The organism is Pseudomonas sp. PDM22, assembly GCF_014851965.1.
Classification (GTDB): domain Bacteria; phylum Pseudomonadota; class Gammaproteobacteria; order Pseudomonadales; family Pseudomonadaceae; genus Pseudomonas.
Window position 1 is genome coordinate 221498 of sequence record NZ_JACVAR010000001.1, and the last position, 19035, is coordinate 240532.

General features: G+C 66.1%; 22 protein-coding genes. 2 read left to right on the forward strand and 20 right to left on the reverse strand.

Annotated elements, in window-relative coordinates; translation table 11 throughout:
- Positions 1-16: 16 nt before the first annotated feature.
- The 9 genes from ccmI to ccmA form a co-directional block, all read right to left on the reverse strand.
- Positions 17-1228 carry a c-type cytochrome biogenesis protein CcmI gene (gene ccmI, locus IB255_RS01060; protein ID WP_081519311.1) on the reverse strand — a complete coding sequence of 404 codons (1212 nt, stop codon included), beginning with the start codon at positions 1226-1228 and terminating at the stop codon, positions 17-19.
- A complete protein-coding gene (locus IB255_RS01065; RefSeq protein ID WP_081519310.1) occupies positions 1225-1695 on the reverse strand; it encodes a cytochrome c-type biogenesis protein in 471 nt (156 codons plus the stop codon). The genes ccmI and IB255_RS01065 overlap by 4 nt, the downstream gene beginning before the upstream one ends.
- Positions 1692-2234 (reverse strand): thiol:disulfide interchange protein DsbE, encoded by a 543-nt coding sequence (dsbE, locus tag IB255_RS01070; RefSeq protein WP_081519309.1) that lies wholly within the window; start codon positions 2232-2234, stop codon positions 1692-1694. The genes IB255_RS01065 and dsbE overlap by 4 nt, the downstream gene beginning before the upstream one ends.
- 2 nt (positions 2235-2236) lie before the next feature.
- Positions 2237-4210, reverse strand: coding sequence for a heme lyase CcmF/NrfE family subunit (locus IB255_RS01075; RefSeq protein ID WP_081519308.1), 1974 nt, complete (start codon positions 4208-4210; stop codon positions 2237-2239).
- 1 nt (position 4211) lies between these two features.
- Positions 4212-4697 carry a cytochrome c maturation protein CcmE gene (gene ccmE / locus IB255_RS01080; RefSeq protein WP_045212029.1) on the reverse strand — a complete coding sequence of 162 codons (486 nt, stop codon included), beginning with the start codon at positions 4695-4697 and terminating at the stop codon, positions 4212-4214.
- A complete protein-coding gene (gene ccmD, locus IB255_RS01085) occupies positions 4694-4870 on the reverse strand; it encodes a heme exporter protein CcmD (protein ID WP_081519307.1) in 177 nt (58 codons plus the stop codon). The genes ccmE and ccmD overlap by 4 nt, the downstream gene beginning before the upstream one ends.
- Positions 4867-5613 carry a heme ABC transporter permease gene (locus IB255_RS01090; RefSeq protein ID WP_088416741.1) on the reverse strand — a complete coding sequence of 249 codons (747 nt, stop codon included), beginning with the start codon at positions 5611-5613 and terminating at the stop codon, positions 4867-4869. Before IB255_RS01090 ends, ccmD begins: the two co-directional genes overlap by 4 nt.
- A gap of 65 nt (positions 5614-5678) precedes the next feature.
- On the reverse strand, positions 5679-6350 hold the full coding sequence (gene ccmB, locus IB255_RS01095) for a heme exporter protein CcmB (RefSeq protein ID WP_017520311.1): 672 nt from the start codon (positions 6348-6350) through the stop codon (positions 5679-5681).
- A complete protein-coding gene (gene ccmA / locus IB255_RS01100) occupies positions 6347-7003 on the reverse strand; it encodes a cytochrome c biogenesis heme-transporting ATPase CcmA (RefSeq protein WP_139791617.1) in 657 nt (218 codons plus the stop codon). Before ccmA ends, ccmB begins: the two co-directional genes overlap by 4 nt.
- 271 nt (positions 7004-7274) lie before the next feature.
- On the opposite strand from ccmA, the gene IB255_RS01105 reads away from it, so the two are divergent.
- Positions 7275-8891: a flagellar hook-length control protein FliK gene (locus IB255_RS01105; RefSeq protein ID WP_192209719.1), complete on the forward strand. Its 1617-nt coding sequence runs from the start codon at positions 7275-7277 to the stop codon at positions 8889-8891.
- A complete protein-coding gene (locus IB255_RS01110; protein ID WP_081519305.1) occupies positions 8888-9229 on the forward strand; it encodes an EscU/YscU/HrcU family type III secretion system export apparatus switch protein in 342 nt (113 codons plus the stop codon). Before IB255_RS01105 ends, IB255_RS01110 begins: the two co-directional genes overlap by 4 nt.
- Before the next feature lie 6 nt (positions 9230-9235).
- On the opposite strand, the gene IB255_RS01115 is transcribed toward IB255_RS01110, so the two are convergent.
- The 11 genes from IB255_RS01115 to IB255_RS01165 all read right to left on the reverse strand — a co-directional run bounded on the left by IB255_RS01115 (position 9236) and on the right by IB255_RS01165 (position 19000).
- Entirely contained in the window at positions 9236-9733 is a 498-nt protein-coding gene (locus tag IB255_RS01115) for a hypothetical protein (protein WP_225594635.1), read from the reverse strand.
- A gap of 151 nt (positions 9734-9884) precedes the next feature.
- On the reverse strand, positions 9885-10244 hold the full coding sequence (locus IB255_RS01120) for a DUF2802 domain-containing protein (RefSeq protein WP_192209864.1): 360 nt from the start codon (positions 10242-10244) through the stop codon (positions 9885-9887).
- A 49-nt stretch (positions 10245-10293) separates the two neighbouring features.
- Positions 10294-10773, reverse strand: a complete 480-nt coding sequence (locus tag IB255_RS01125; RefSeq protein WP_015476565.1) for a chemotaxis protein CheW — start codon at positions 10771-10773, stop codon at positions 10294-10296.
- Positions 10774-10846: 73 nt separating this feature from the next.
- The gene (locus IB255_RS01130) at positions 10847-11797 is read right to left on the reverse strand and encodes a CheW domain-containing protein (RefSeq protein ID WP_192209720.1); all 951 of its coding nucleotides are present in this window, start codon (positions 11795-11797) and stop codon (positions 10847-10849) included.
- Positions 11798-11894: 97 nt separating this feature from the next.
- The gene (locus tag IB255_RS01135; protein ID WP_151187830.1) at positions 11895-12683 is read right to left on the reverse strand and encodes a ParA family protein; all 789 of its coding nucleotides are present in this window, start codon (positions 12681-12683) and stop codon (positions 11895-11897) included.
- A gap of 49 nt (positions 12684-12732) precedes the next feature.
- A complete protein-coding gene (gene motD, locus IB255_RS01140; protein ID WP_081519496.1) occupies positions 12733-13614 on the reverse strand; it encodes a flagellar motor protein MotD in 882 nt (293 codons plus the stop codon).
- Positions 13615-13630: 16 nt separating this feature from the next.
- Positions 13631-14371 (reverse strand): flagellar motor protein, encoded by a 741-nt coding sequence (locus tag IB255_RS01145; RefSeq protein ID WP_192209721.1) that lies wholly within the window; start codon positions 14369-14371, stop codon positions 13631-13633.
- Complete coding sequence (locus IB255_RS01150; RefSeq protein ID WP_192209722.1) at positions 14371-15489, reverse strand: protein-glutamate methylesterase/protein-glutamine glutaminase; 1119 nt, start codon at positions 15487-15489, stop codon at positions 14371-14373. The genes IB255_RS01145 and IB255_RS01150 overlap by 1 nt, the downstream gene beginning before the upstream one ends.
- A gap of 62 nt (positions 15490-15551) precedes the next feature.
- Complete coding sequence (locus tag IB255_RS01155) at positions 15552-17792, reverse strand: chemotaxis protein CheA (protein ID WP_192209723.1); 2241 nt, start codon at positions 17790-17792, stop codon at positions 15552-15554.
- 31 nt (positions 17793-17823) lie between these two features.
- Positions 17824-18606 carry a protein phosphatase CheZ gene (locus tag IB255_RS01160; protein WP_045212054.1) on the reverse strand — a complete coding sequence of 261 codons (783 nt, stop codon included), beginning with the start codon at positions 18604-18606 and terminating at the stop codon, positions 17824-17826.
- Positions 18607-18625: 19 nt separating this feature from the next.
- Complete coding sequence (locus IB255_RS01165; protein ID WP_085988857.1) at positions 18626-19000, reverse strand: chemotaxis response regulator CheY; 375 nt, start codon at positions 18998-19000, stop codon at positions 18626-18628.
- Between the last annotated feature and the right edge of the window lie 35 nt (positions 19001-19035).

Below are 19035 nucleotides of genomic sequence, written 5' to 3' on the forward strand. Positions count from 1 at the left end.
CCCTCTCTTGTCGTGATTACTTCTGATCCGGGCTGTCGATTGTCACGCTCTGCTCGCCCGCCTGGGAAGTAGACAACGAAGCACTTCGTCCGATCCATTCCCCGGCAGTGGCGTTGCCCGCGCGGGAGATGCGCGCGACCAGTTGCACCTGCGGATGCTGGGAGAGCTTGAGCTGCGGCATCATCGCGTCGGCGTCGCTCAGCGACACCTCGCTGGGCAGGTCGGAGACCTTCAGGCGCTTCACCGCCAGCGGCATCGGCGGGCCGCTCACGGCACGGGCGAAGACGAACACGCTGTCGTCCGGCTTGACCTGGCCCTTCACGGCGTCGGTCAGGTCGACCTTCACCTTCAGGGTCACGCCAGCAGTGGCGGCAGCAACCGGGGCTTCGGGCGGAGTCTGGCCCTTCTCGACCATCCGCTGGCGCGCGCGCTCGATGCCACCGGCGATGGCGTCGCGGGACGGATCGTCCTGTGGCAGCACGGTGACCAGACGGCCCCAGTAGTCGATGGCGTCGGCGTACTTCTCGTCCTCGAACGCGGCGATGCCGAGCAGGCCGAGGGTGGTGACTTCCTGCGGGTCCTTCTTCAACGCTTCGTCGGCCAGTGCGCGGACTTCCGGGCTCAGCGCCTTGTCACCGGCGAAGTACAACGCCTGCGCCCATTGGCCGAGCACTTCCGGCTGGCGGCCGGAGAGGCGCGCGGCCTGCTCGAAGGCCTTGGCGGCGTCGGCGGCGCGGTTCTGGGTCATGTAGGCGCGGCCGAGGAAGTACCAGCCTTCAGCGGAGTCCGGCTGAGCCTTGAGCGAGCGCTCCAGACGCGAGGTCATCTCTTCCATGGACTTGGGCGCGGTAGCGAATTCGCGAGCCAGCTCGACCTTGTCACTGGCCCCCCAGTGCAGGTAGAGGCCCAGCGCGAGGAACGGCAGGACCAGCGCTACCACCAGCGGCGCGGCACGGCCGAGACGGGAGCGGCGATCATCGCCGGCGCCTTCGGTGTCGGAAAGCAGCTCGCGAGCTGCTTCGGCGCGGCCGGCTTCGAACTGCGCGGCGTCGAGGGTGCCGGCGTCACGCTGGGAGCCCAGCTCGGCCAGGCGCTCCTGGTACAGGGCGACGTTGAGGGCGGTGCGGTCTTCCTCAGCCTGGGCCTTGCGGCCGCGCAGCAGAGGGACGAGGAGAAATGCCAGGGCCACCAGCAACAGCAGGCCGGCGGCGAGCCAGAAATCGATCATTTGTCTTGGTTATCCAGCAATTGGTCGAGACGCGCCTGCTCCTCGGCGGACAGCGTGGTGGAGGTGGCAGCGGCAGGGCGCCGACGGCGCGCGACGATGGCGCCGATGACGATCACGCCCAGGCCCAGCAACGCGGCGGGGCCGAACCAGAGCAGCCAGGTGCGCTCGCTGACTTCAGGCTTGTAGCGCACGAACTCGCCGTAGCGGTCGACCATGTAGTCGACGATCTGCTGGTTGCTCTTGCCGGCCGCCATCTGGGTGTAGATCTGCTTGCGCAGATCGGCGGCGATCGGCGCGTTGGAGTCGGCGATGTCCTGGTTCTGGCACTTGGGGCAGCGCAGCTCGGTGGTCAGTTCGCGGAAGCGCGCACGCTCGGCGTCGTTGGCGAACTCGTAGGTGTCGATGGCGGCGTGGGCGATGCCGGTCAGGCACAGCCCGAGCGCGGCGGCGGCGAGAAGTCGCTTCATTTGCCCTCCGCTTCGTCGACCAGACCCTGGTAGATCGGCGCCAGCTGTTCGCGCCAGACCTTCTCGTCGACGGCGCCGACCAGCTTGTGGCGGATGATGCCGTCCTTGTCGATGATGTAGGTCTCCGGCGCGCCGTAGACGCCCAGGTCGAGACCCAGGGTGCCCTGCACGTCGGCGATGTTCATCAGGTAGGGATTGTGCAGCTCCTTGAGCCACTTCTGCGCCGCGGCGCCGTCGTCCTTGTAGTTGATGCCGTAGATCACCACGCCCTTGGCGGCCAGATCGGTGAGCACCGGGTGCTCGAAGCGGCAGGTCGGGCACCAGGTGCCCCAGACGTTGACCAGCGCCGGCTTGCCCTTGAGGTCGGCCTCGGTGTAGGTCTTGCCCGGCTCGGTGACGCTGGGCAGGGAGAACGCCGGGAACGGCTTGCCGATCAGCGCCGAGGGCAGCTCGCTGGGGTCCAGCCACAGGCCACGGAAGAGGAATACCGCGACGACCAGGAAGATCGCCAGGGGCAACAGCAGGATCGCACGCTTCACACTCAGGCTCCCTGTCCGGCGAGGCCCAGGGCCTCGCGTACACGCGTTTTCACTTTCAGGCGGTAGCGACGATCCAGCGCCGCCAGCACGCCGCCCAGGGCCATCAGCAGGCCGCCGAGCCAGATGAAGCGCACGAAGGGTTTGATGTGCACACGCACGGCCCAGGCGCCGTTGTCCAGCGGCTCACCCAGGGCGACGTAGAGGTCGCGGGTCAGGCTGCCGTGGATGCCGGCCTCGGTCATCATCGAGTTCTGCACGCTGTACAGACGCTTCTCCGGGTGCAGCACGGCCACTTCGGAACCCTTGCGGGTCACGCGGATAGTGCCCTTGTCGGAGGTGAAGTTCGGCCCCTCGAAGTGATGGGTGCCCTCGAAGCGGAACTGGTAGCCGGCCAGCTCCACCGACTCGCCCGGCGCCATGCGCAGGTCACGCTGGGCACTGAACTGGCTGGTGAGCACCACGCCGATGGCGCAGATGGCGATACCGAAGTGCGCCAGCTGCATGCCCCAGTAGCTGCGGTTCAGGCCCGCGGCACCGGCAATCACGCCCTTGTGACGGACCTTGTCAAAGAAGTCGCGCAGACCGGCCAGTACGACCCAGGCGGCCAGCATGAACACGGTCAGTACTTCCCAGTGCAGCTCGCCATACAGGAAGCTGCCGACACCGCCGAGCACCACGGTGCCGATCAGCACCGGAGTAAGCATGTTGCGCAGCCAGCGGGTTGGGGTGTCCTTCCAGCGCACCAGCACGCCAACCGCCAGGGCCAGCATGAGGATGGCAATCAGCGGCACGAACAGCGCGTTGAAGTACGGCGGGCCGACCGACAGCTTGGCGCCGCTGATGGCGTCGAGCACCAGCGGGTAGAGGGTGCCCAGCAGGATCATCGAGGCGGTGACCACCAGGATCAGGTTGTTCAGCAGCAGCAGGGTCTCGCGGGACCACAGGGCGAAGCCGACCTGGCTCTTGACCACCGGTGCGCGCAGGGCGAACAGCGTCAGTGAGCCGCCGACCACCACCAGCAGGAAGGCGAGAATGAACACGCCGCGCTCGGGGTCCGAGGCAAAGGCGTGCACCGAAGTCAGCACGCCGGAGCGGACCAGGAAGGTGCCCAGCAGGCTCAGCGAGAAGGCCGCGATCGCCAGCAGCACGGTCCAGCTCTTGAACACACCGCGCTTCTCGGTCACCGCCAGCGAGTGGATCAGCGCGGTGCCCACCAGCCAGGGCATGAAGGATGCGTTTTCCACCGGGTCCCAGAACCACCAGCCGCCCCAGCCCAGTTCATAGTAGGCCCACCAGGAGCCGAGCACGATGCCGACGCCGAGGAAGGTCCAGGCCACCAGGGTCCACGGCCGCGACCAGCGCGCCCAGGCGGCATCGAGACGGCCGCCGAGCAGTGCGGCGATGGCAAAGGCGAAGGCCACCGAGAAGCCCACGTAGCCCATGTAGAGCATCGGCGGGTGGAAGATCAGGCCCGGGTCCTGCAGCAGCGGGTTGAGGTCGTTACCGTCGGCCGGCACCTGCGGCAGCAGGCGGCTGAAGGGGTTGGAGGTGATGATCAGGAAAAGCAGGAAGCCGGTGCTGATCATGCCCATCACGGCCAGCACGCGGGCCAGCATCACTTCCGGCAACTGGCGGGAGAACACCGACACGGCGAAGGTCCAGCCGCCGAGGATCAGCGCCCAGAGCAGCAGCGAGCCTTCGTGGGCGCCCCACACGGCGCTGAACTTGTAGAACCAGGGCAGCGCGCTGTTGGAGTTGCTGGCGACGTAGGCCACCGAGAAATCATCGTGGAGAAAGGCCCAGGTCAGGCAGCCGAAGGAGAACAGCAGGAAGGCGAACTGCCCCCAGGCTGCCGGGCGCGCCAGGCTCATCCACTGGCGATCGCCGCGCCAGGCACCGACCAGCGGGAAGAACGACATCACCAGCGCCATGCACAGCGCGAGGATCAGCGAAAGGTGACCGAGTTCGGGAACCATGTCAGTTGCTCCCCTGTTGCGGCGCGGCGTTGCCGCTCTGGCTGGCTTCGTAGTGCTCCAGCTTGCCGCTGTCCTTGAGCGCCTTGGTGACTTCCGGCGGCATGTACTTCTCGTCGTGCTTGGCCAGGACTTCATCGGCGGTCAGCACGCCGGCTTCGTTGATCTTGCCCAGGGCGACGATGCCCTGTCCTTCGCGGAACAGGTCCGGGAGGATGCCGCGGTATTTCACCGTCACTTCCTTGGCGAAGTCGGTGACCACGAACTCCACGTCCAGCGAATCCGCCGAACGTTTGAGCGAGCCCTTCTCCACCATGCCGCCGGCGCGGATACGCGTGTCGTGCGGAGCTTCGCCGTTGGCGATCTGGGTCGGGGTGTAGAACAGGTTGATGTTTTCCTGCAGGGCCGACAGCGCCAGGCTGACGGCGACGCCAACGCCGGCGACGATGGCGAGGACGATGTACAGACGCTTCTTGCGGACCGGATTCACTTGCTGGCCTCCCGGCGCAGACGACGCGCCTCTTCTTGCAGGTAACGCCGGCGCGCCACGATCGGCGAGACGACGTTGATCGCCAGGACCACCAGGCAGATGGCGTAGGCGGACCACACGTAAGGGCCATGGTGACCCATGGCGAGGAAATCGGAAAAGGACTCGAAACTCATAGCGCGCGCTCCACCTCGGCCTTGACCCAGCTCGCGCGGGCTTCGCGCTTGAGCACTTCCAGGCGCATGCGCATCATCAGCACCACGGCGAAGAAGCAGTAGAAGCCGGCGACCATCATCAGCAGCGGAATCCACATCTCCGGCGGCATCGGCGGCTTTTCAGTCAGGGTGAAGGTGGCCGGCTGGTGCAGGGTGTTCCACCAGTCCACCGAGTACTTGATGATCGGGATGTTCACCACGCCGACGATGGCCAGTACGGCACAGGCCTTGGCCGCGCTGTCACGGTTGGTGATGGCCTGGCCCAGGGCGATGATGCCGAAATAGAGGAACAGCAGGATCAGCATCGAGGTCAGGCGCGCGTCCCAGACCCACCAGGCGCCCCAGGTCGGCTTGCCCCAGATGGCACCGGTGACCAGCGCGACGAAGGTCATCCAGGCGCCAATCGGCGCGGCGCACTGCACGGCGACGTCGGCGATCTTCATCTTCCAGATCAGCCCGACCGCGCCGGCCACGGCCAGCATCACGTAGCAGGACTGGGCGAGGAACGCCGCCGGCACGTGGATATAGATGATGCGGAAGCTGTTGCCCTGCTGGTAATCCGGCGGCGCGAAGGCCAGGCCCCAGACGGTGCCGGCAACCATCAGCAGGATCGCGGCGACCGCGAACCAGGGCATCCAGCGTCCGCTGATCTCGTAGAACCACTTGGGCGAGCCAAGCTTGTGAAACCAAGTCCAGTTCATCATCAGGCTCTGTAATTCAAAGCTCTAGTCTGCCGCCGGTGCCGCTTCCCAGCCCGGCGATCGTTCGTTCACTCGCCGACGCTGATCTTCAGCCCGGCGGCGATGGCAAATGGCGTCAGCGTCAATGCTAACGCCGTCAGGCTGGCCAGCCACAGCAGGTGCCCGGCGGTGGGCAGCCCCTGCAGCGACGCCTGCAGCGCTCCGCTGCCCAGGATCAGCACCGGAATGTAAAGCGGCAGGATCAGCAGGGCCAGCAACAGGCCGCCGCGCTTGAGACCCACGGTGAGCGCCGCGCCCACGGCGCCCAGCAGGCTCAGGATCGGTGTCCCCAGCAGCAGCGACAGCAGCAGGTCCGGCAGGCAGCGCGCCGGCAGGCCCAGCATCAGGGCGAACAGCGGCGACAGCAGCACCAGGGCCAGCCCTGAAACCAGCCAGTGTGCCAGCACTTTGGCCAGGACCAGTAGTGGCAGGGGGTGCGGCGAAAGGACCCACTGTTCCAAAGAACCATCTTCGAAATCGCTGCGGAACAGGCCGTCCAGCGACAGCAGCACCGCCAGCAATGCCGCGACCCAGACCAGCCCCGGCGAGAGGTTCTTGAGCATTTCCGATTCGGGGCCGACCGCCAGCGGGAACAGCGCGATGACGATGGCGAAGAACACCAAAGGATTAGCCAGCTCCGCCGGACGACGGAACAGCAGGCGCGCTTCGCGGGCGAGCAACAGGGTGAAGACGTTGCTCATCGCGCCGCAACCTCCCGTGCGTGCTGGCCCAGATCGAGGGCGCGGTAGCCTTGCGGCATGCGCTCCAGGCTGTGGTGGGTGGTCAGCACAACCAGTCCACCGCGCTCGCAATGGCCGGCCAGGTGTTCTTCCAGCTGCGCCACGCCCTGCTTGTCCAGGGCGGTGAAGGGTTCATCGAGGATCCACAGCGGCGGCGCGTCCAGATACAGGCGCGCCAGGGCCACGCGACGCTGCTGGCCGGCGGACAGGGTATGGCAGGGAACGTCCTCGAAGCCGCGCAGGCCGACGGCCTCCAGCGCCCGCCAGATGGCATCGCGGTTGGCCGGCTGGTGCAGGGCACAGAGCCAGGCGAGGTTCTCTTCGGCGGTGAGCAGGCCCTTGATACCGGCCGCGTGGCCGATCCACAGCAGCTGACGGGCCAGTTCATGGCGTTGTTCGGTCAGCGGCTTGCCGTTGAGCAGCACATCACCGGCGGTAGGCTGCATCAACCCGCTGAGCAGGCGCAGCAGGCTGGTCTTGCCGCTACCGTTGGGGCCGACGATCTGTAGCATTTCGCCCGCGCCCAGTCGCAGATCGAGACGCTCGAACAGCATGCGCCAGTCCCGCTCGCAAGCGAGCGCCACGGTTTCGAGGAGGGGATGGGTCAAGGGCATCGGCAACCGTCGGGCAGAAAACAGTCAGTAGTGCAAAAACGCGGCCATACCACGCGGGCCGCCAAGCACGGCCTCGGGCGGCGCATTATACACAGCGGTTCCTACACCCGACGTCAGGTTTTTCGACAGGGTGTAACGTCAAATCAGCGCACCTTGAGCTGCGTCCATGCGCAACCACCGCCCTGCCCTCCGGCCGCCGGACGGTCTAAAGTGCGCGCAATGGCCGCCGATACACTGGGCGCAACCCCGTCACGCCGCCTGCAGGTCCCCGATGCCGAGTGAAATTGGCGCTTCCCGTCCGCTACCGCCTACCCCGCCGCTGCGCAGCACGCAAAGCGCGGCCGAGCTGACGCTCAAGCTCGCGCAGAGTCTCGGCGATCTGCTGCCGCCGGGAGACAAGGCCCACGCAGAAGTACTGGCAGTGCGCGACGGACAGGTGAATTTTCAGCTGCTGCTGCGCCTGACCATGGCCAGCGGGCAGCAGGCGCTGGTGGTGGCGGAGAGCCCTCAGGCGCTGCCCAAGGGCAGCACCCTGCAACTGTCGACGCTGAACCAGACCAGCCTCGCCGCCACCCTGCTGACGCAACCGAGCCTCGGCTCGCTTGGCCCCCTCGGCATGAGTGGCACCAACCAGGCGCCACTGGGTAGCCTCGACCTCGACGTGCTGCCCGTGGGCACCCTGATCCAGGGCAAGGTGGACGCCAGCCAGTTGATCGCCCTCGGCAAGGCCGAGCAGGTGGTCTACAAGGTGCTGGTGACGTTGCTCAATACGCCGCTGGCCGGGCGCCAGCTGAGCATCGAATCGCCCAACCCGCTCCCCCTCAACAGCCTGCTCAGCGCCCGCGTGCAGGACCAGCAGGCCCTGCAGTTCCTGCCGATGAACGCCCGCATGGACCAGCTCGACCTGAGCCTGCAGCTCGGCGCCCAGCAGAACCGCCAGGGCCCGCTGGATAATCTGTTCAAAGCGCTGCAGGGTAGCGGCAGCAACCCGAACCTGAGCCCGGAGCTGCGCCAGTCGGTGGACAAGCTGCTCGGCGCCCTGCCGGACATCCGCCAGCTCAGTGATGCCAAGGGTGTCGCCCAGGCCTTCCAGCAAAGCGGCGCGTTCCTCGAAGGGCAGTTGCTGCGCGGCGTAGAGGGTTTGCCCCAGGACCTCAAGGCCAACCTGCTGCGGCTGATTGCCCAGATACTGCCAACCGTCCAGGGCGGTACGGCGGCCGCGGTGCTGGGCAACCTGCCGGGCAGTGCCCTGGCCGGTGCCAACAATCTGGCACAGGCCATGCCGGCGTTCGTCCGCAATGCGCTGGGCGTGATCGGCCAGACCAGTGGGCGCACACCGCCACCGGTCAGCTTCCCGCTCCCCAGCCGGCTGGCCAATGAACTGGAAGAAGAAGGCGACCTCGAGTCGCTGCTCAAGCTGGCCGCCGCCGCGGTCTCCCGCCTGCAGACCCACCAGTTGGGCAGCCTGGCGCAGAGCGACGTGCTGCCTGACGGCACGGTATTGAACACCTGGCAGCTGGAGATTCCCCTGCGCCATCAACAGCAGATGGTGCCGATCCAGGTGCGTATCCAGCAGGAAGAAAAAGACAGCCCGGCGAGCGAGCGCGAGCAGCCGCGGGAAATGCTCTGGCGCGTCGATCTGGCCTTCGACCTGGACAGCCTCGGCCCGCTGCAGGTCCAGGCCACCCTGGCCCACGGCAGCATCGGCACCCAGCTGTGGGCCGAGCGCGCCGCCACCGCCAGCCTGATCGATGGCGAACTGGGCACCCTGCGCCAGCGCCTGAACGACGCCGGACTCAGTGTGGGCGAGCTGAGTTGCCGCCAGGGCAAGCCGCCCCAGGGCGCGCGCACGGCGGTGGAACAACGCTGGGTGGACGAGACTGCATGAAGAAATCCAGGAAAGCGCCGCGCCAGGCCATTGCCCTCAACTATGACGGGCAGAGCGCACCGACGCTCACCGCCAAGGGCGACGATGAACTGGCGGAGACCATCCTCGCCATCGCCCGCCACCACGAGGTGCCGATCTACGAGAACGGCGAGCTGGTGCGTTTGCTGGCGCGCCTGGAGCTGGGCGATGCGATTCCCGAGGCGCTCTACCGTACCATCGCGGAAATCATCGCCTTCGCCTGGTACCTCAAGGGCAAGAGCCCGCTTAACGATAAGCCAGGGGCGCCGCCGGACGCGATGCCGCTGTTGCTGGAAGGGCCGGACTCCCGTCGCCGGTGAGCCTGCTCAGCCGCGCCAGTCGCAGACAGTACGGGACGTCGGCAGCTCGGCGGCCGGAGCGAGCTCACTGAAATCGTGCACGGCCTTGCAGATCGGCTGCGCGTCCTCGCTGTGGTAGAGCACCATGCTGCTGGTCACCTCGCGCAGCTGCGCCAGGGAAATCGGCTTGTCCAGCACATCCAGCAGCGGCACACGGTTGGCCCAGGCCCACTGCATCAGGCCGCGCCGCTCCTCCGCGCTGTAGTTCCCCACCAGCAGGAACTGGCGGAAGGTGTTGCTCTGGCTCAGCGCCTTCAGGCTCATCAGTTCGTTGGGGCCGGGGCGGAAATCGTCGTGGATGAACAGGCTGTAGCGCTGGCGGCCCGAAAGCGCCTTGCGCACTTCATCCAGGTTCAGGCAGAGGCTCAGGTGGTAGAACTCCAGGCGATTGAGCAGCACGCTGTAGTTCAGTAGCCGGCCGGGGTGCGAGCACAGCACCATGGCCCGACGGGAAATGGTCGCCATATCGATGGCCTCGGAAAAATTTTGACGAGGCCAATTTAGCGACGTATTGCCGCGATTCTTATCAGACGAGTCCTAATTGCCTGTAGTTAAACTCCTACAAGCCAGGAATCCCGACAGGCGGCTCGGGCTCGAAAAAGGCGGCGGCGCGGGCTCAGTCCCGCGTCTTGCCCTGATGCAGGCGGGCGACCAGTTCGGCTTCGGCCTGGGACAGGCCGCAGCTCTGGGTCAGGTCTTCGGGACTGGCGCCCATGCCAACCAGACGTGCCGCCTGGCTGAAGGAGAGGCTGGTGGGGTCGCGCTGCTCGATGCGCACCAGGCGCTCGGGCAGCGGCGCGACCTGCTTGTTCAGCTCGCGCAGCTCCTCGCCCATGCGGATATTGATCTGCTGGTACGACTCGATGCGCTTGCCCTGTTCCTTCAGGCGCTGCTCGAACACCGCCAGCTGCTTGGCCAGCTGCACCGCCTGGGCTTCCTGGGCACGCTGCCGGCCGGACAGCCAGACGCAGGCCATCGCCAGGCCCGCGCAGGCGATACCGAGCACCACCAGAGCGATCAGCACCTCAGATGCTCTCCAGCTCCGACCACTCTTCCTCGGTCATCATCTTGTCCAGCTCTACCAGGATCAGCAGCTCGCCGTTCTTGTTGCAGACGCCCTGGATGAACTTGGCCGATTCCTCGTTACCGACGTTCGGCGCAGTCTCGATCTCGGACTGGCGCAGGTAGACGACCTCGGCGACGCTGTCGACCAGGATGCCCACTACCTGCTTGTCGGCTTCGATGATGACGATGCGGGTGTTGTCCGAGACCGGCGCCGGGTCCAGGCCGAAGCGCTGGCGGGTGTCGATCACGGTGACCACGTTGCCGCGCAGGTTGATGATGCCCAGCACGTAGCTCGGGGCACCCGGGACCGGCGCAATCTCGGTGTAGCGCAGCACTTCCTGGACCTGCATCACGTTGATGCCGTAGGTCTCGTTGTCCAGGCGGAAGGTGACCCACTGCAGAATCGGATCTTCGGCACCTTGCGCTGACGTTTTCTTCATATCCCCTCGCCTCTTCTGGTTCCACGCCGCCTGCGGCGTGGAGGTTGTCTTTCAAATCTGCTTGCGCGCAGCCTCAGGGCTGCAGGCGCTTGGCGGCGCCGCTGGCGATCAGTTCGGCCAGGGCCGAGACGTCGAGCAGCGCGCACATCTGGTCGATCACCGTGCCGGCCAGCCACGGGCGTTGCTGGCGCTGGCTGCGCCACTTCACCTCGGACGGGTCCAGGCGCACCGAGCGGCTGACCTGATGCACGGCCAGCCCCCACTCGTAGCCCTGCACGGAAATCACATACTGCAGCCCCTCGCGGTAGTCGTCGCGGTAGCGCTCGGGCATCACCCAGCGCGCGGTGTCGAGCACCTTCAGGTTGCCGTTCTGGCCCGGCAGGATGCCGAGGAACCAGTCGGGCTGGCCGAACAGCGGGGTCAGGTCGTGCCCCGCCAGTGGATAAATGGAGCCCAGGCAAACCAGCGGCACCGCCAGGGTCAGCCCGGCGACGTCGAACAGCAGGCACTCGAACGGCTCGGCGGCCCACACCGGGCGACCGTCGTCGAGCAGCTTCAGCGGCGCGGCGGGCATCTCGGCGCTGCCGGGCTGGTGCAGGTCGATGACCTGGGCCAGTTGCGCCGGTGGTTCATCCGCGACGGGAGCGTCGGCAACGGGCGCTTCGATGACCGGTGCTACGGGCTCGGGCAGGCGCAGCTCAGCCACCGTAGCCTGGGCAACTGGCGCGCGGGTGGCCACGCTCAGGCGGGCATCACGGACCTGCTCTTCGAGCACGGCCGCTTCGAACTCATCGAGGCTGACGCTGGTTTCCGGCGCCTGCAGCACCGCAGCCTGGGGTTCGGCGACCAGCGGCGCGACCGGCTCGCTGACCACCAGGGCGACCGGAGCCGGAACCACGGGGGCAACAACAGGCTGCGCCACCGGTTCCGGGGCGAAGTCTTCGAAAGTGGCCTCCTGCAGCAGCGCGTCCAGGTAGGACTGCAGCGCGAGCTGGGGGCGAGTGGCGGTAGCGGAACGACTCATGATGGATAACCGCGCAAGGTGACTGTCCAGCCTATCGGCAGCGGACGCGCCGCTCTTGAGCGCATCCGTCGGATTCTTTTGTTCAGGCCTGTCATCTTCAGGCTACCTGGCTCGCCGGCACATGGGCCAGCAGATGCTTGAGCAGCGCGCGGTAGGCGATCACGCCACGGCTGTTGCCGTCGTTGCGCGAGGGCACCGTGCCCAGGCGGCTGGCGTCGCGCAGCTTGGTATCCACCGGGATGAACGCCTGCCAGAGGGTATCCGGGTAGGTATCGCGCAGCACCCGCAGGGTGCCCAGCGACGCCTGGGTACGGCGGTCGAACAGGGTCGGCACGATGGTGAACGGCAGCGCCTGCTTGCGTGAGCGATTGACCATCTTCAGCGTGTTGACCATGCGCTCCAGGCCCTTGAGGGCGAGGAACTCGGTCTGCACCGGGATCACCAGGTGCTGGCTGGCCGCCATGGCGTTCACCATCAGGACGCCCAGCAGCGGCGGGCTGTCGATGATCGCGTAGTCGAACTCGTTCCACAGCTGCGCCAGGCTCTTGGCGATCACCAGGCCGAGACCGTTCTGCCCCGGCGACTGGCGCTCCAGGGTGGCCAGCGCGGTGCTCGACGGCAGCAGGCGGATGTTCTCGTGGCTGGTGGGCAGCAGCAGCGACTCCGGCAGTCCCTCAGGCACGTTGCCCTGGTGCAGGAACAGGTCGAACACGCTGTGTTCCAGGGTGTCAGGGTCATGACCGAAGTAGCTGGTCATCGAGCCATGGGGGTCCAGGTCGACGATCAGCACGCGCTTGCCGGCGTCCGCCAGCAGGCCTGCCAATGCGATCGAGGATGTGGTCTTGCCGACGCCACCTTTCTGGTTGGCTACCGCCCAGACTTTCATAGTGCTGGCTCCCCGCAGGCCGTGATTCGGTTCAGGGTTTTCATATCGTTCAGTCCCCTGCCGATGACGAAGAATTGACGGCGCCACTGCCGGGCGCCTCACTGGCAATCACTGGTGCAGATTGCGTGCCAGCATGCCGCAACGCCGGGTCCGGCTGCGCCTTGCCACTGCCCACCCCGCTGATGCTGCGGCGCACCTCCAGGTTGCGGGAGATCACCAGCACCACCCGGCGGTTGCGTGCGCGGCCATCCGCCGTGGCATTGTCCGCCACTGGCTGGAATTCGCCATAGCCCACCGCGGCCAGCCGACCGGCGTCGAGGCCATCCTGGGCGAGCATGCGGACGATGCTGGCGGCGCGGGCCGCGGACAGTTCCCAGTTGGTCGGGTACTGCGAATTATGGATCGGAACGTTGTCGGTGAAACCTTCGACGTGCACCGGGTTGCGGTAAGGCGCCAGAATCCTGGCGACCTTCTCGATGATCTCGAAGGCGGCGTCATTGGGAATGGCATCGCCGCTGGGGAACAGCAAGCTGGAATTGAGGGTGATCTCGATCCAGAACTCGTTGCCACGCACCGACAGCTGATCGGTGGAGATCAGGTCACCGAAGGCCTGGCGCACGCTGTCAGTGATCTGCTGCAGGGTATCGGGGTTGCCCTGGGCCTGGCCGTCGTCCTGCGGCTCGTTGAGCGACTGGTCCGGCTGCTGGGTGCGCGGGCGCTCCTCACCGACAGGGATCGGGCGGATCGAGCGGTCCGGCTGGTTGAACACGCCGGTCAGGGTTTCCGAGAGGATCTTGTACTTGCCCTCGTTGATCGAGGAGATCGAGTACATCACCACGAAGAAGGCGAACAGCAGGGTGATGAAGTCCGCGTAGGACACCAGCCAGCGTTCGTGATTCTCGTGTTCCTCATGACGTCTGCGGCGAGGCATGCGCATCCCCTCCCCCTCAGCCGACGAAGCCTTGCAGCTTCAGCTCGATGGAGCGCGGGTTCTCACCCTCGGCGATGGACAGCAGGCCCTCCATGAGCATTTCGCGGTAGCAGGACTGGCGCAGCACGATGCTTTTCAGCTTGTTGCCGATGGGCAGCAACAGCAGGTTGGCCAGGCCGACGCCGTAGATGGTGGCGACGAAGGCCACGGCAATGCCGTTGCCCAGCTGGCTGGGGTCGGCGAGATTGCCCATCACGTGGATCAGGCCCATCACCGCACCGATGATACCGATGGTCGGCGAGTAGCCGCCCATGGCTTCGAATACCTTGGCAGCCGCCAGGTCGCGGCTTTCCTGGTTGTACAGGTCGACTTCGAGGATGCTGCGGATGGCCTCGGGCTCGGTGCCGTCCACCAGCAGTTGCAGGCCCTTGCGCGCGTAGGGGTCACGCTCGGCGTCGGCGACGGTCTCCAGGCCCAGCAGGCCTTCCTTGCGCGCCGTCATGCTCCAGCCGACCACGTGGTTGATGCCGCCGACCAGATCCACCCTGGGCGGCAGGACCATCCAGCGCAGCATGGTCACGGCGCGCTTGAGCACCGCGACCGGGGTCTGCAGCAGTGCAGCGGCCAGGGTGCCGCCCACCACGATCAGTGCCGCCGGGCCATTGGCCAGGGCACCGACGTGCCCGCCCTCGAGGAAGTTGCCACCAATGATGGCAACCATCGCGAGGATCAGGCCGACCAGGCTGAGGACATCCATCAGCCGCAGGCCTCGGTGAGGTGGCGGCCGATGTCGTCCAGGCTGTACACCGCGTCGGCCAGGCCCGCCTTGGCAATCGCCATGGGCATGCCGTAGATCACGCAGCTGGCTTCATCCTGCGCCCACACCTGGGCGCCGCCCTGCTTGAGCATGCGCGCGCCTTCGCGACCGTCGGCGCCCATGCCGGTGAGAACCACCGCCAGGACCTTGTCGCCATAGGCCTTGGACGCGGAACCGAAGGTCACGTCGACGCAGGGTTTGTAGTTCAGGCGCTCGTCACCGGGCAGGATGCGGATCGCGCCACGGGCGTCGACCATCATCTGTTTGCCGCCGGGAGCCAGCAGGGCCACGCCGGGACGCAGGATGTCGCCATCCTCGGCTTCCTTGACGGTGATCTTGCACAGCTTGTCCAGGCGCTCGGCGAAGGCCTTGGTGAAGGCCGCCGGCATGTGCTGGATCAGCACCAGCGGCGCGGGGAAATTGGCAGGCAGCTGGGTCAGGACCCGCTGCAGCGCCACCGGCCCACCGGTCGAAGTGCCGATGGCTACCAGCCGGTAGGGCTTACGCTTTGGGGCGGCGGAAGTCGCCGGAGCCGGAGCGGCCGGCGCATGGCTGGGGCCCGACGAAGCGGGAGCGGCCGTGCGCGCGGTGCCGGCAGCGGGAGTCGAAGCCGGCGCGGCCGGGCTCGACGAGTACGAAGAGTACGCGGCGAAGCGGCGGTTGCTCTTGGCGATGGTGTGGACCTTCTCGCACAGTAGCTGACGGACCTTGTCCGGGTTGCGCGAGATGTCCTCGAAATTCTTCGGCAGGTAGTCGACGGCGCCGGCGTCCAGCGCGTCCAGGGTCACCCGCGCGCCCTCGTGGGTCAGCGAGGAGAACATCAGGACCGGCGTCGGGCAGCGCTGCATGATGGTCCGCACGGCGGTGATGCCATCCATCAGCGGCATCTCGTAGTCCATGGTGATCACGTCGGGCTTGAGCGCCAGCGCCTGATCGATCGCCTCGCGGCCGTTGGTTGCCGTGCCGACCACCTGGATCTGCGGGTCAGCCGAAAGAATCTCCGAGACGCGGCGGCGGAAGAACCCCGAATCGTCCACCACCAGGACTTTGACAGCCATAGACACTCCTGAAAAAAACTTCTTCCATCACATGGGCGAGCCCTGCGGCTCGCCCATGGCGGTCAGATACGACGGGCGTAGCGCTTGAGCATGCTCGGCACGTCGAGGATCAGCGCGATGCGGCCGTCCCCGGTAATGGTCGCCCCCGCCATGCCCGGCGTGCCCTGCAGCATCTTGCCCAGCGGCTTGATCACCACTTCTTCCTGGCCCACCAGCTGGTCGACTACGAAGCCGATGCGCTGGGTGCCCACGGAGAGGATCACCACGTGGCCCTCGCCCGGCTCGTCATACTGCGCGCCCGGCACCAGCCAGCGCTTGAGGTAGAACAACGGCAGGGCCTTGTCGCGGACGATCACCACTTCCTGGCCGTCCACCACGTTGGTGTTGGACAGGTCGAGGTGGAAGATCTCATTGACGTTGACCAGCGGGAAGGCGAAGGCCTGGTTGCCCAGCATCACCATCAGGGTCGGCATGATCGCCAGGGTCAGCGGGACCTTGATGACGATCTTCGAGCCCTGGCCCTTGGTCGAGTAGATGTTGATGATGCCGTTGAGCTGGGAAATCTTGGTCTTCACCACGTCCATGCCGACACCGCGGCCGGAGACGTCGGATATCTCGGTCTTGGTCGAGAAGCCCGGCGCGAAGATCAGGTTGTAGCAGTCGGACTCGGACAGGCGATCGGCCGCATCCTTGTCCAGCAGGCCCTTCTCCACGGCCTTGGCGCGCAGCACATCCGGGTCCATGCCTTTGCCGTCGTCGGAGATCGACAGCAGGATGTGGTCGCCTTCCTGCTCGGCGGACAGCACCACCTTGCCCGAACGCGACTTGCCGGCGGCCTCGCGCTCGTCGGGGCCTTCGATGCCGTGGTCCACTGCGTTGCGCACCAGGTGCACCAGCGGGTCGGCCAGGGCTTCGACCAGGTTCTTGTCCAGGTCGGTCTCTTCGCCGATCAGCTCGAGGTTGATCTCTTTCTTCAGGTTGCGCGCCAGATCGCGGACCTGGCGCGGGAAGCGGCCGAAGACCTTCTTGATCGGCTGCATGCGGGTCTTCATGACCGACGACTGCAGGTCGGCGGTGACCACGTCGAGGTTGGAGACGGCCTTGGCCATCGCCTCGTCGCCGCTGTTCAGGCCCAGGCGCACCAGACGGTTACGCACCAGCACCAGTTCGCCGACCATGTTCATGATCTCGTCCAGGCGGGCGGTGTCCACGCGCACGGTGGTTTCCGCTTCGTTGGCCGGCTTCTCCACAGCCGCAGCGGCGGGCTTGGCCGATGCAGGCTTGGCGGCAGCGGCCGGCGCCGGAGCGGCAGCAGACTTGGGTGCGGGCGCAGGCGCAGCAGCCGCTTTGGGCTGTGCATTGGATGGCGCAGCCGCGACCGGCTCTTCCTTCGCGCCGGTAAACTGGCCTTTGCCGTGCAGCTCGTCGAGCAACTTCTCGAATTCGTCGTCGGTGATGTTGTCGTCGCCGCCGACCGCCGGAGCTTCCTCAGGCTTGGTCTGGGCAACAGCCTCGACGGCAGCCGGTGCCTCTTCCTTCGCACCGGTGAACTGGCCCTTGCCATGCAACTGGTCGAGCAGCGCTTCGAACTCGTCGTCGCTGATCTCGTCGCCAGCACCGGCGGCGGGCGCCTCGGCAACCGGTGCCGGAGCCGCACTGACGGGTTCCTTGGCAGCAGCGCTGAACTGGCCCTTGCCGTGCAACTGGTCGAGCAGTGCTTCGAATTCGTCGTCGGTGATGTCGTCGCCACCGCTGCCAACCGGCGCGGCGGGCGCTTCAGCGGCAGGCTCGAGGGCATCCATCAGCTGTTCGAACTCGGCGTCGGTGATGTCGCCATAAGCGGCCGCAGCGGCCGGAGCCTCTTCCACGACAGGCTCGGCAACAGCCGCAGCGGGAGCTTCGGCGGGAGCAGCGTTCGGGTCGGCCAGGCGCGACAGCGCGGCCAGCAGCTCGGGAGTCGCCGGCGTCGGCTCCTCCGCATCACGCACCTGCTGGAACATGACGTTGACGGTATCCAGCGCCTGCAGCATCACGTCCATCAGTTCGGCATCCACGCGGCGTTCGCCCTTGCGCAGCATGTCGAACACGTTCTCGGCGATGTGGCAGCACTCCACCAGCGCATTCAGCTGGAGGAAGCCGGCACCACCTTTGACGGTATGGAACCCACGGAAGATTGCATTGAGCAGGTCCATGTCATCCGGGCGGCTTTCCAGCTCGACCAGTTGTTCGGACAGTAGCTCGAGAATCTCGCCGGCCTCCACCAGGAAGTCCTGGAGGATTTCGTCATCGGCGTCGAAGCTCATTCGGTGCTCCCTCTACAGCGTCAGCGGACGCTTAAAAACCAAGGCTGGACAACAGGTCATCGACATCGTCCTGACCGGATACGACGTCCTTTCTTGTATCGGCAGCAATCTGCGGACCTTCACCCTTGGACGATCTTTCTTTTTCCACCGCGTCGCGCATGCTCTCGTGGTCATGCTCGATGCCGGCGTAGCGATCGACCTGACCCGCCATCCAGACCAGCTTCACCAGGTTCGACTCGACCTCGGTCACCAGCTTGGTGACGCGCTTGATCACTTGCCCGGTGAGGTCCTGGAAGTCCTGCGCGAGCAGGATGTCGTTCAGGTGCGCGGAAAGTTTGCGGCTGTCCTGGGCACTGATGTAGAGGAACTGCTCGACACGCTTGGCCAGGTCACGGAAGGCCTCGGGGCCCAGCTCGCGACGCATGAAACGCGACCAGTCTTCCTGCAGCTCCTTGGCCTGGGTCTCGATGTGCATGACCACCGGGGTGCACTCTTCCACCAGGTCCATGGTGCGATTGGCCGCTTTCTCGGTCATCGTCACCACGTAGGACAGGCGATCGGTGGCGTCGGCAATCTGCGAGACTTCCTGGGCGCGCGGGGAACTGGGATCGATCTGGAAGTTGACGATGGCGTTGTGCAGTTCGCGGGTAAGCTTGCCTACCTCTTGGTAGAGCCCGCGATCACGCGCCTGATTGAGCTCGGAGATCAGCTGCACGGCGGTCTGTACGTCGCCCTGCTCGAGGCAGTCGACCAATTCGCGCGCGTGTTTTTTCAGGGTCGACTCGAAGTCACCCGCGGATTCGTTGAAATCCATGACGCCCTCTTGGTCAGCCTCAGCTGCCGACCCGCTCGAAAATCTTCTCGATCTTTTCTTTCAGCACCTGAGCGGTGAAAGGCTTGACCACATAGCCGTTGACCCCGGCCTGGGCCGCTTCGATGATCTGGTCGCGCTTGGCTTCGGCGGTGACCATCAGTACCGGCAGGTGCTTCAGACGCTCGTCGGCGCGGACCGCACGCAGCAGGTCGATGCCGGTCATGCCGGGCATGTTCCAGTCGGTAACGAGGAAGTCGAAGTTGCCGCTGTGCAGCATCGGCAGCGCAGTGGTGCCGTCGTCGGCTTCTGCGGTGTTGGTGAACCCCAGGTCCCGCAGGAGGTTCTTGATGATGCGCCTCATCGTGGAAAAGTCGTCCACGATGAGAATTTTCATGTTCTTGTCCAAACCTGCCTCCATCGATACCAAAC

Excerpts from the sequence above, each read along its gene's own strand:
- ccmI (WP_081519311.1), bottom strand. The coding sequence starts at position 1,228 with ATGATCGATTTCTGGCTCGCCGCCGGCCTGCTGTTGCTGGTGGCCCTG.
- IB255_RS01065 (WP_081519310.1), bottom strand. The coding sequence starts at position 1,695 with ATGAAGCGACTTCTCGCCGCCGCCGCGCTCGGGCTGTGCCTGACCGGC.
- IB255_RS01075 (WP_081519308.1), bottom strand. The coding sequence starts at position 4,210 with ATGGTTCCCGAACTCGGTCACCTTTCGCTGATCCTCGCGCTGTGCATG.
- ccmD (WP_081519307.1), bottom strand. The coding sequence starts at position 4,870 with ATGAGTTTCGAGTCCTTTTCCGATTTCCTCGCCATGGGTCACCATGGC.
- IB255_RS01090 (WP_088416741.1), bottom strand. The coding sequence starts at position 5,613 with ATGATGAACTGGACTTGGTTTCACAAGCTTGGCTCGCCCAAGTGGTTC.
- ccmB (WP_017520311.1), bottom strand. The coding sequence starts at position 6,350 with ATGAGCAACGTCTTCACCCTGTTGCTCGCCCGCGAAGCGCGCCTGCTG.
- ccmA (WP_139791617.1), bottom strand. The coding sequence starts at position 7,003 with ATGCCCTTGACCCATCCCCTCCTCGAAACCGTGGCGCTCGCTTGCGAG.
- IB255_RS01105 (WP_192209719.1), top strand. The coding sequence starts at position 7,275 with ATGCCGAGTGAAATTGGCGCTTCCCGTCCGCTACCGCCTACCCCGCCG.
- IB255_RS01110 (WP_081519305.1), top strand. The coding sequence starts at position 8,888 with ATGAAGAAATCCAGGAAAGCGCCGCGCCAGGCCATTGCCCTCAACTAT.
- IB255_RS01115 (WP_225594635.1), bottom strand. The coding sequence starts at position 9,733 with ATGGCGACCATTTCCCGTCGGGCCATGGTGCTGTGCTCGCACCCCGGC.
- IB255_RS01120 (WP_192209864.1), bottom strand. The coding sequence starts at position 10,244 with ATGGCCTGCGTCTGGCTGTCCGGCCGGCAGCGTGCCCAGGAAGCCCAG.
- IB255_RS01125 (WP_015476565.1), bottom strand. The coding sequence starts at position 10,773 with ATGAAGAAAACGTCAGCGCAAGGTGCCGAAGATCCGATTCTGCAGTGG.
- IB255_RS01130 (WP_192209720.1), bottom strand. The coding sequence starts at position 11,797 with ATGAGTCGTTCCGCTACCGCCACTCGCCCCCAGCTCGCGCTGCAGTCC.
- IB255_RS01135 (WP_151187830.1), bottom strand. The coding sequence starts at position 12,683 with ATGAAAGTCTGGGCGGTAGCCAACCAGAAAGGTGGCGTCGGCAAGACC.
- motD (WP_081519496.1), bottom strand. The coding sequence starts at position 13,614 with ATGCCTCGCCGCAGACGTCATGAGGAACACGAGAATCACGAACGCTGG.
- IB255_RS01145 (WP_192209721.1), bottom strand. The coding sequence starts at position 14,371 with ATGGATGTCCTCAGCCTGGTCGGCCTGATCCTCGCGATGGTTGCCATC.
- IB255_RS01150 (WP_192209722.1), bottom strand. The coding sequence starts at position 15,489 with ATGGCTGTCAAAGTCCTGGTGGTGGACGATTCGGGGTTCTTCCGCCGC.
- IB255_RS01155 (WP_192209723.1), bottom strand. The coding sequence starts at position 17,792 with ATGAGCTTCGACGCCGATGACGAAATCCTCCAGGACTTCCTGGTGGAG.
- IB255_RS01160 (WP_045212054.1), bottom strand. The coding sequence starts at position 18,606 with ATGGATTTCAACGAATCCGCGGGTGACTTCGAGTCGACCCTGAAAAAA.
- IB255_RS01165 (WP_085988857.1), bottom strand. The coding sequence starts at position 19,000 with ATGAAAATTCTCATCGTGGACGACTTTTCCACGATGAGGCGCATCATC.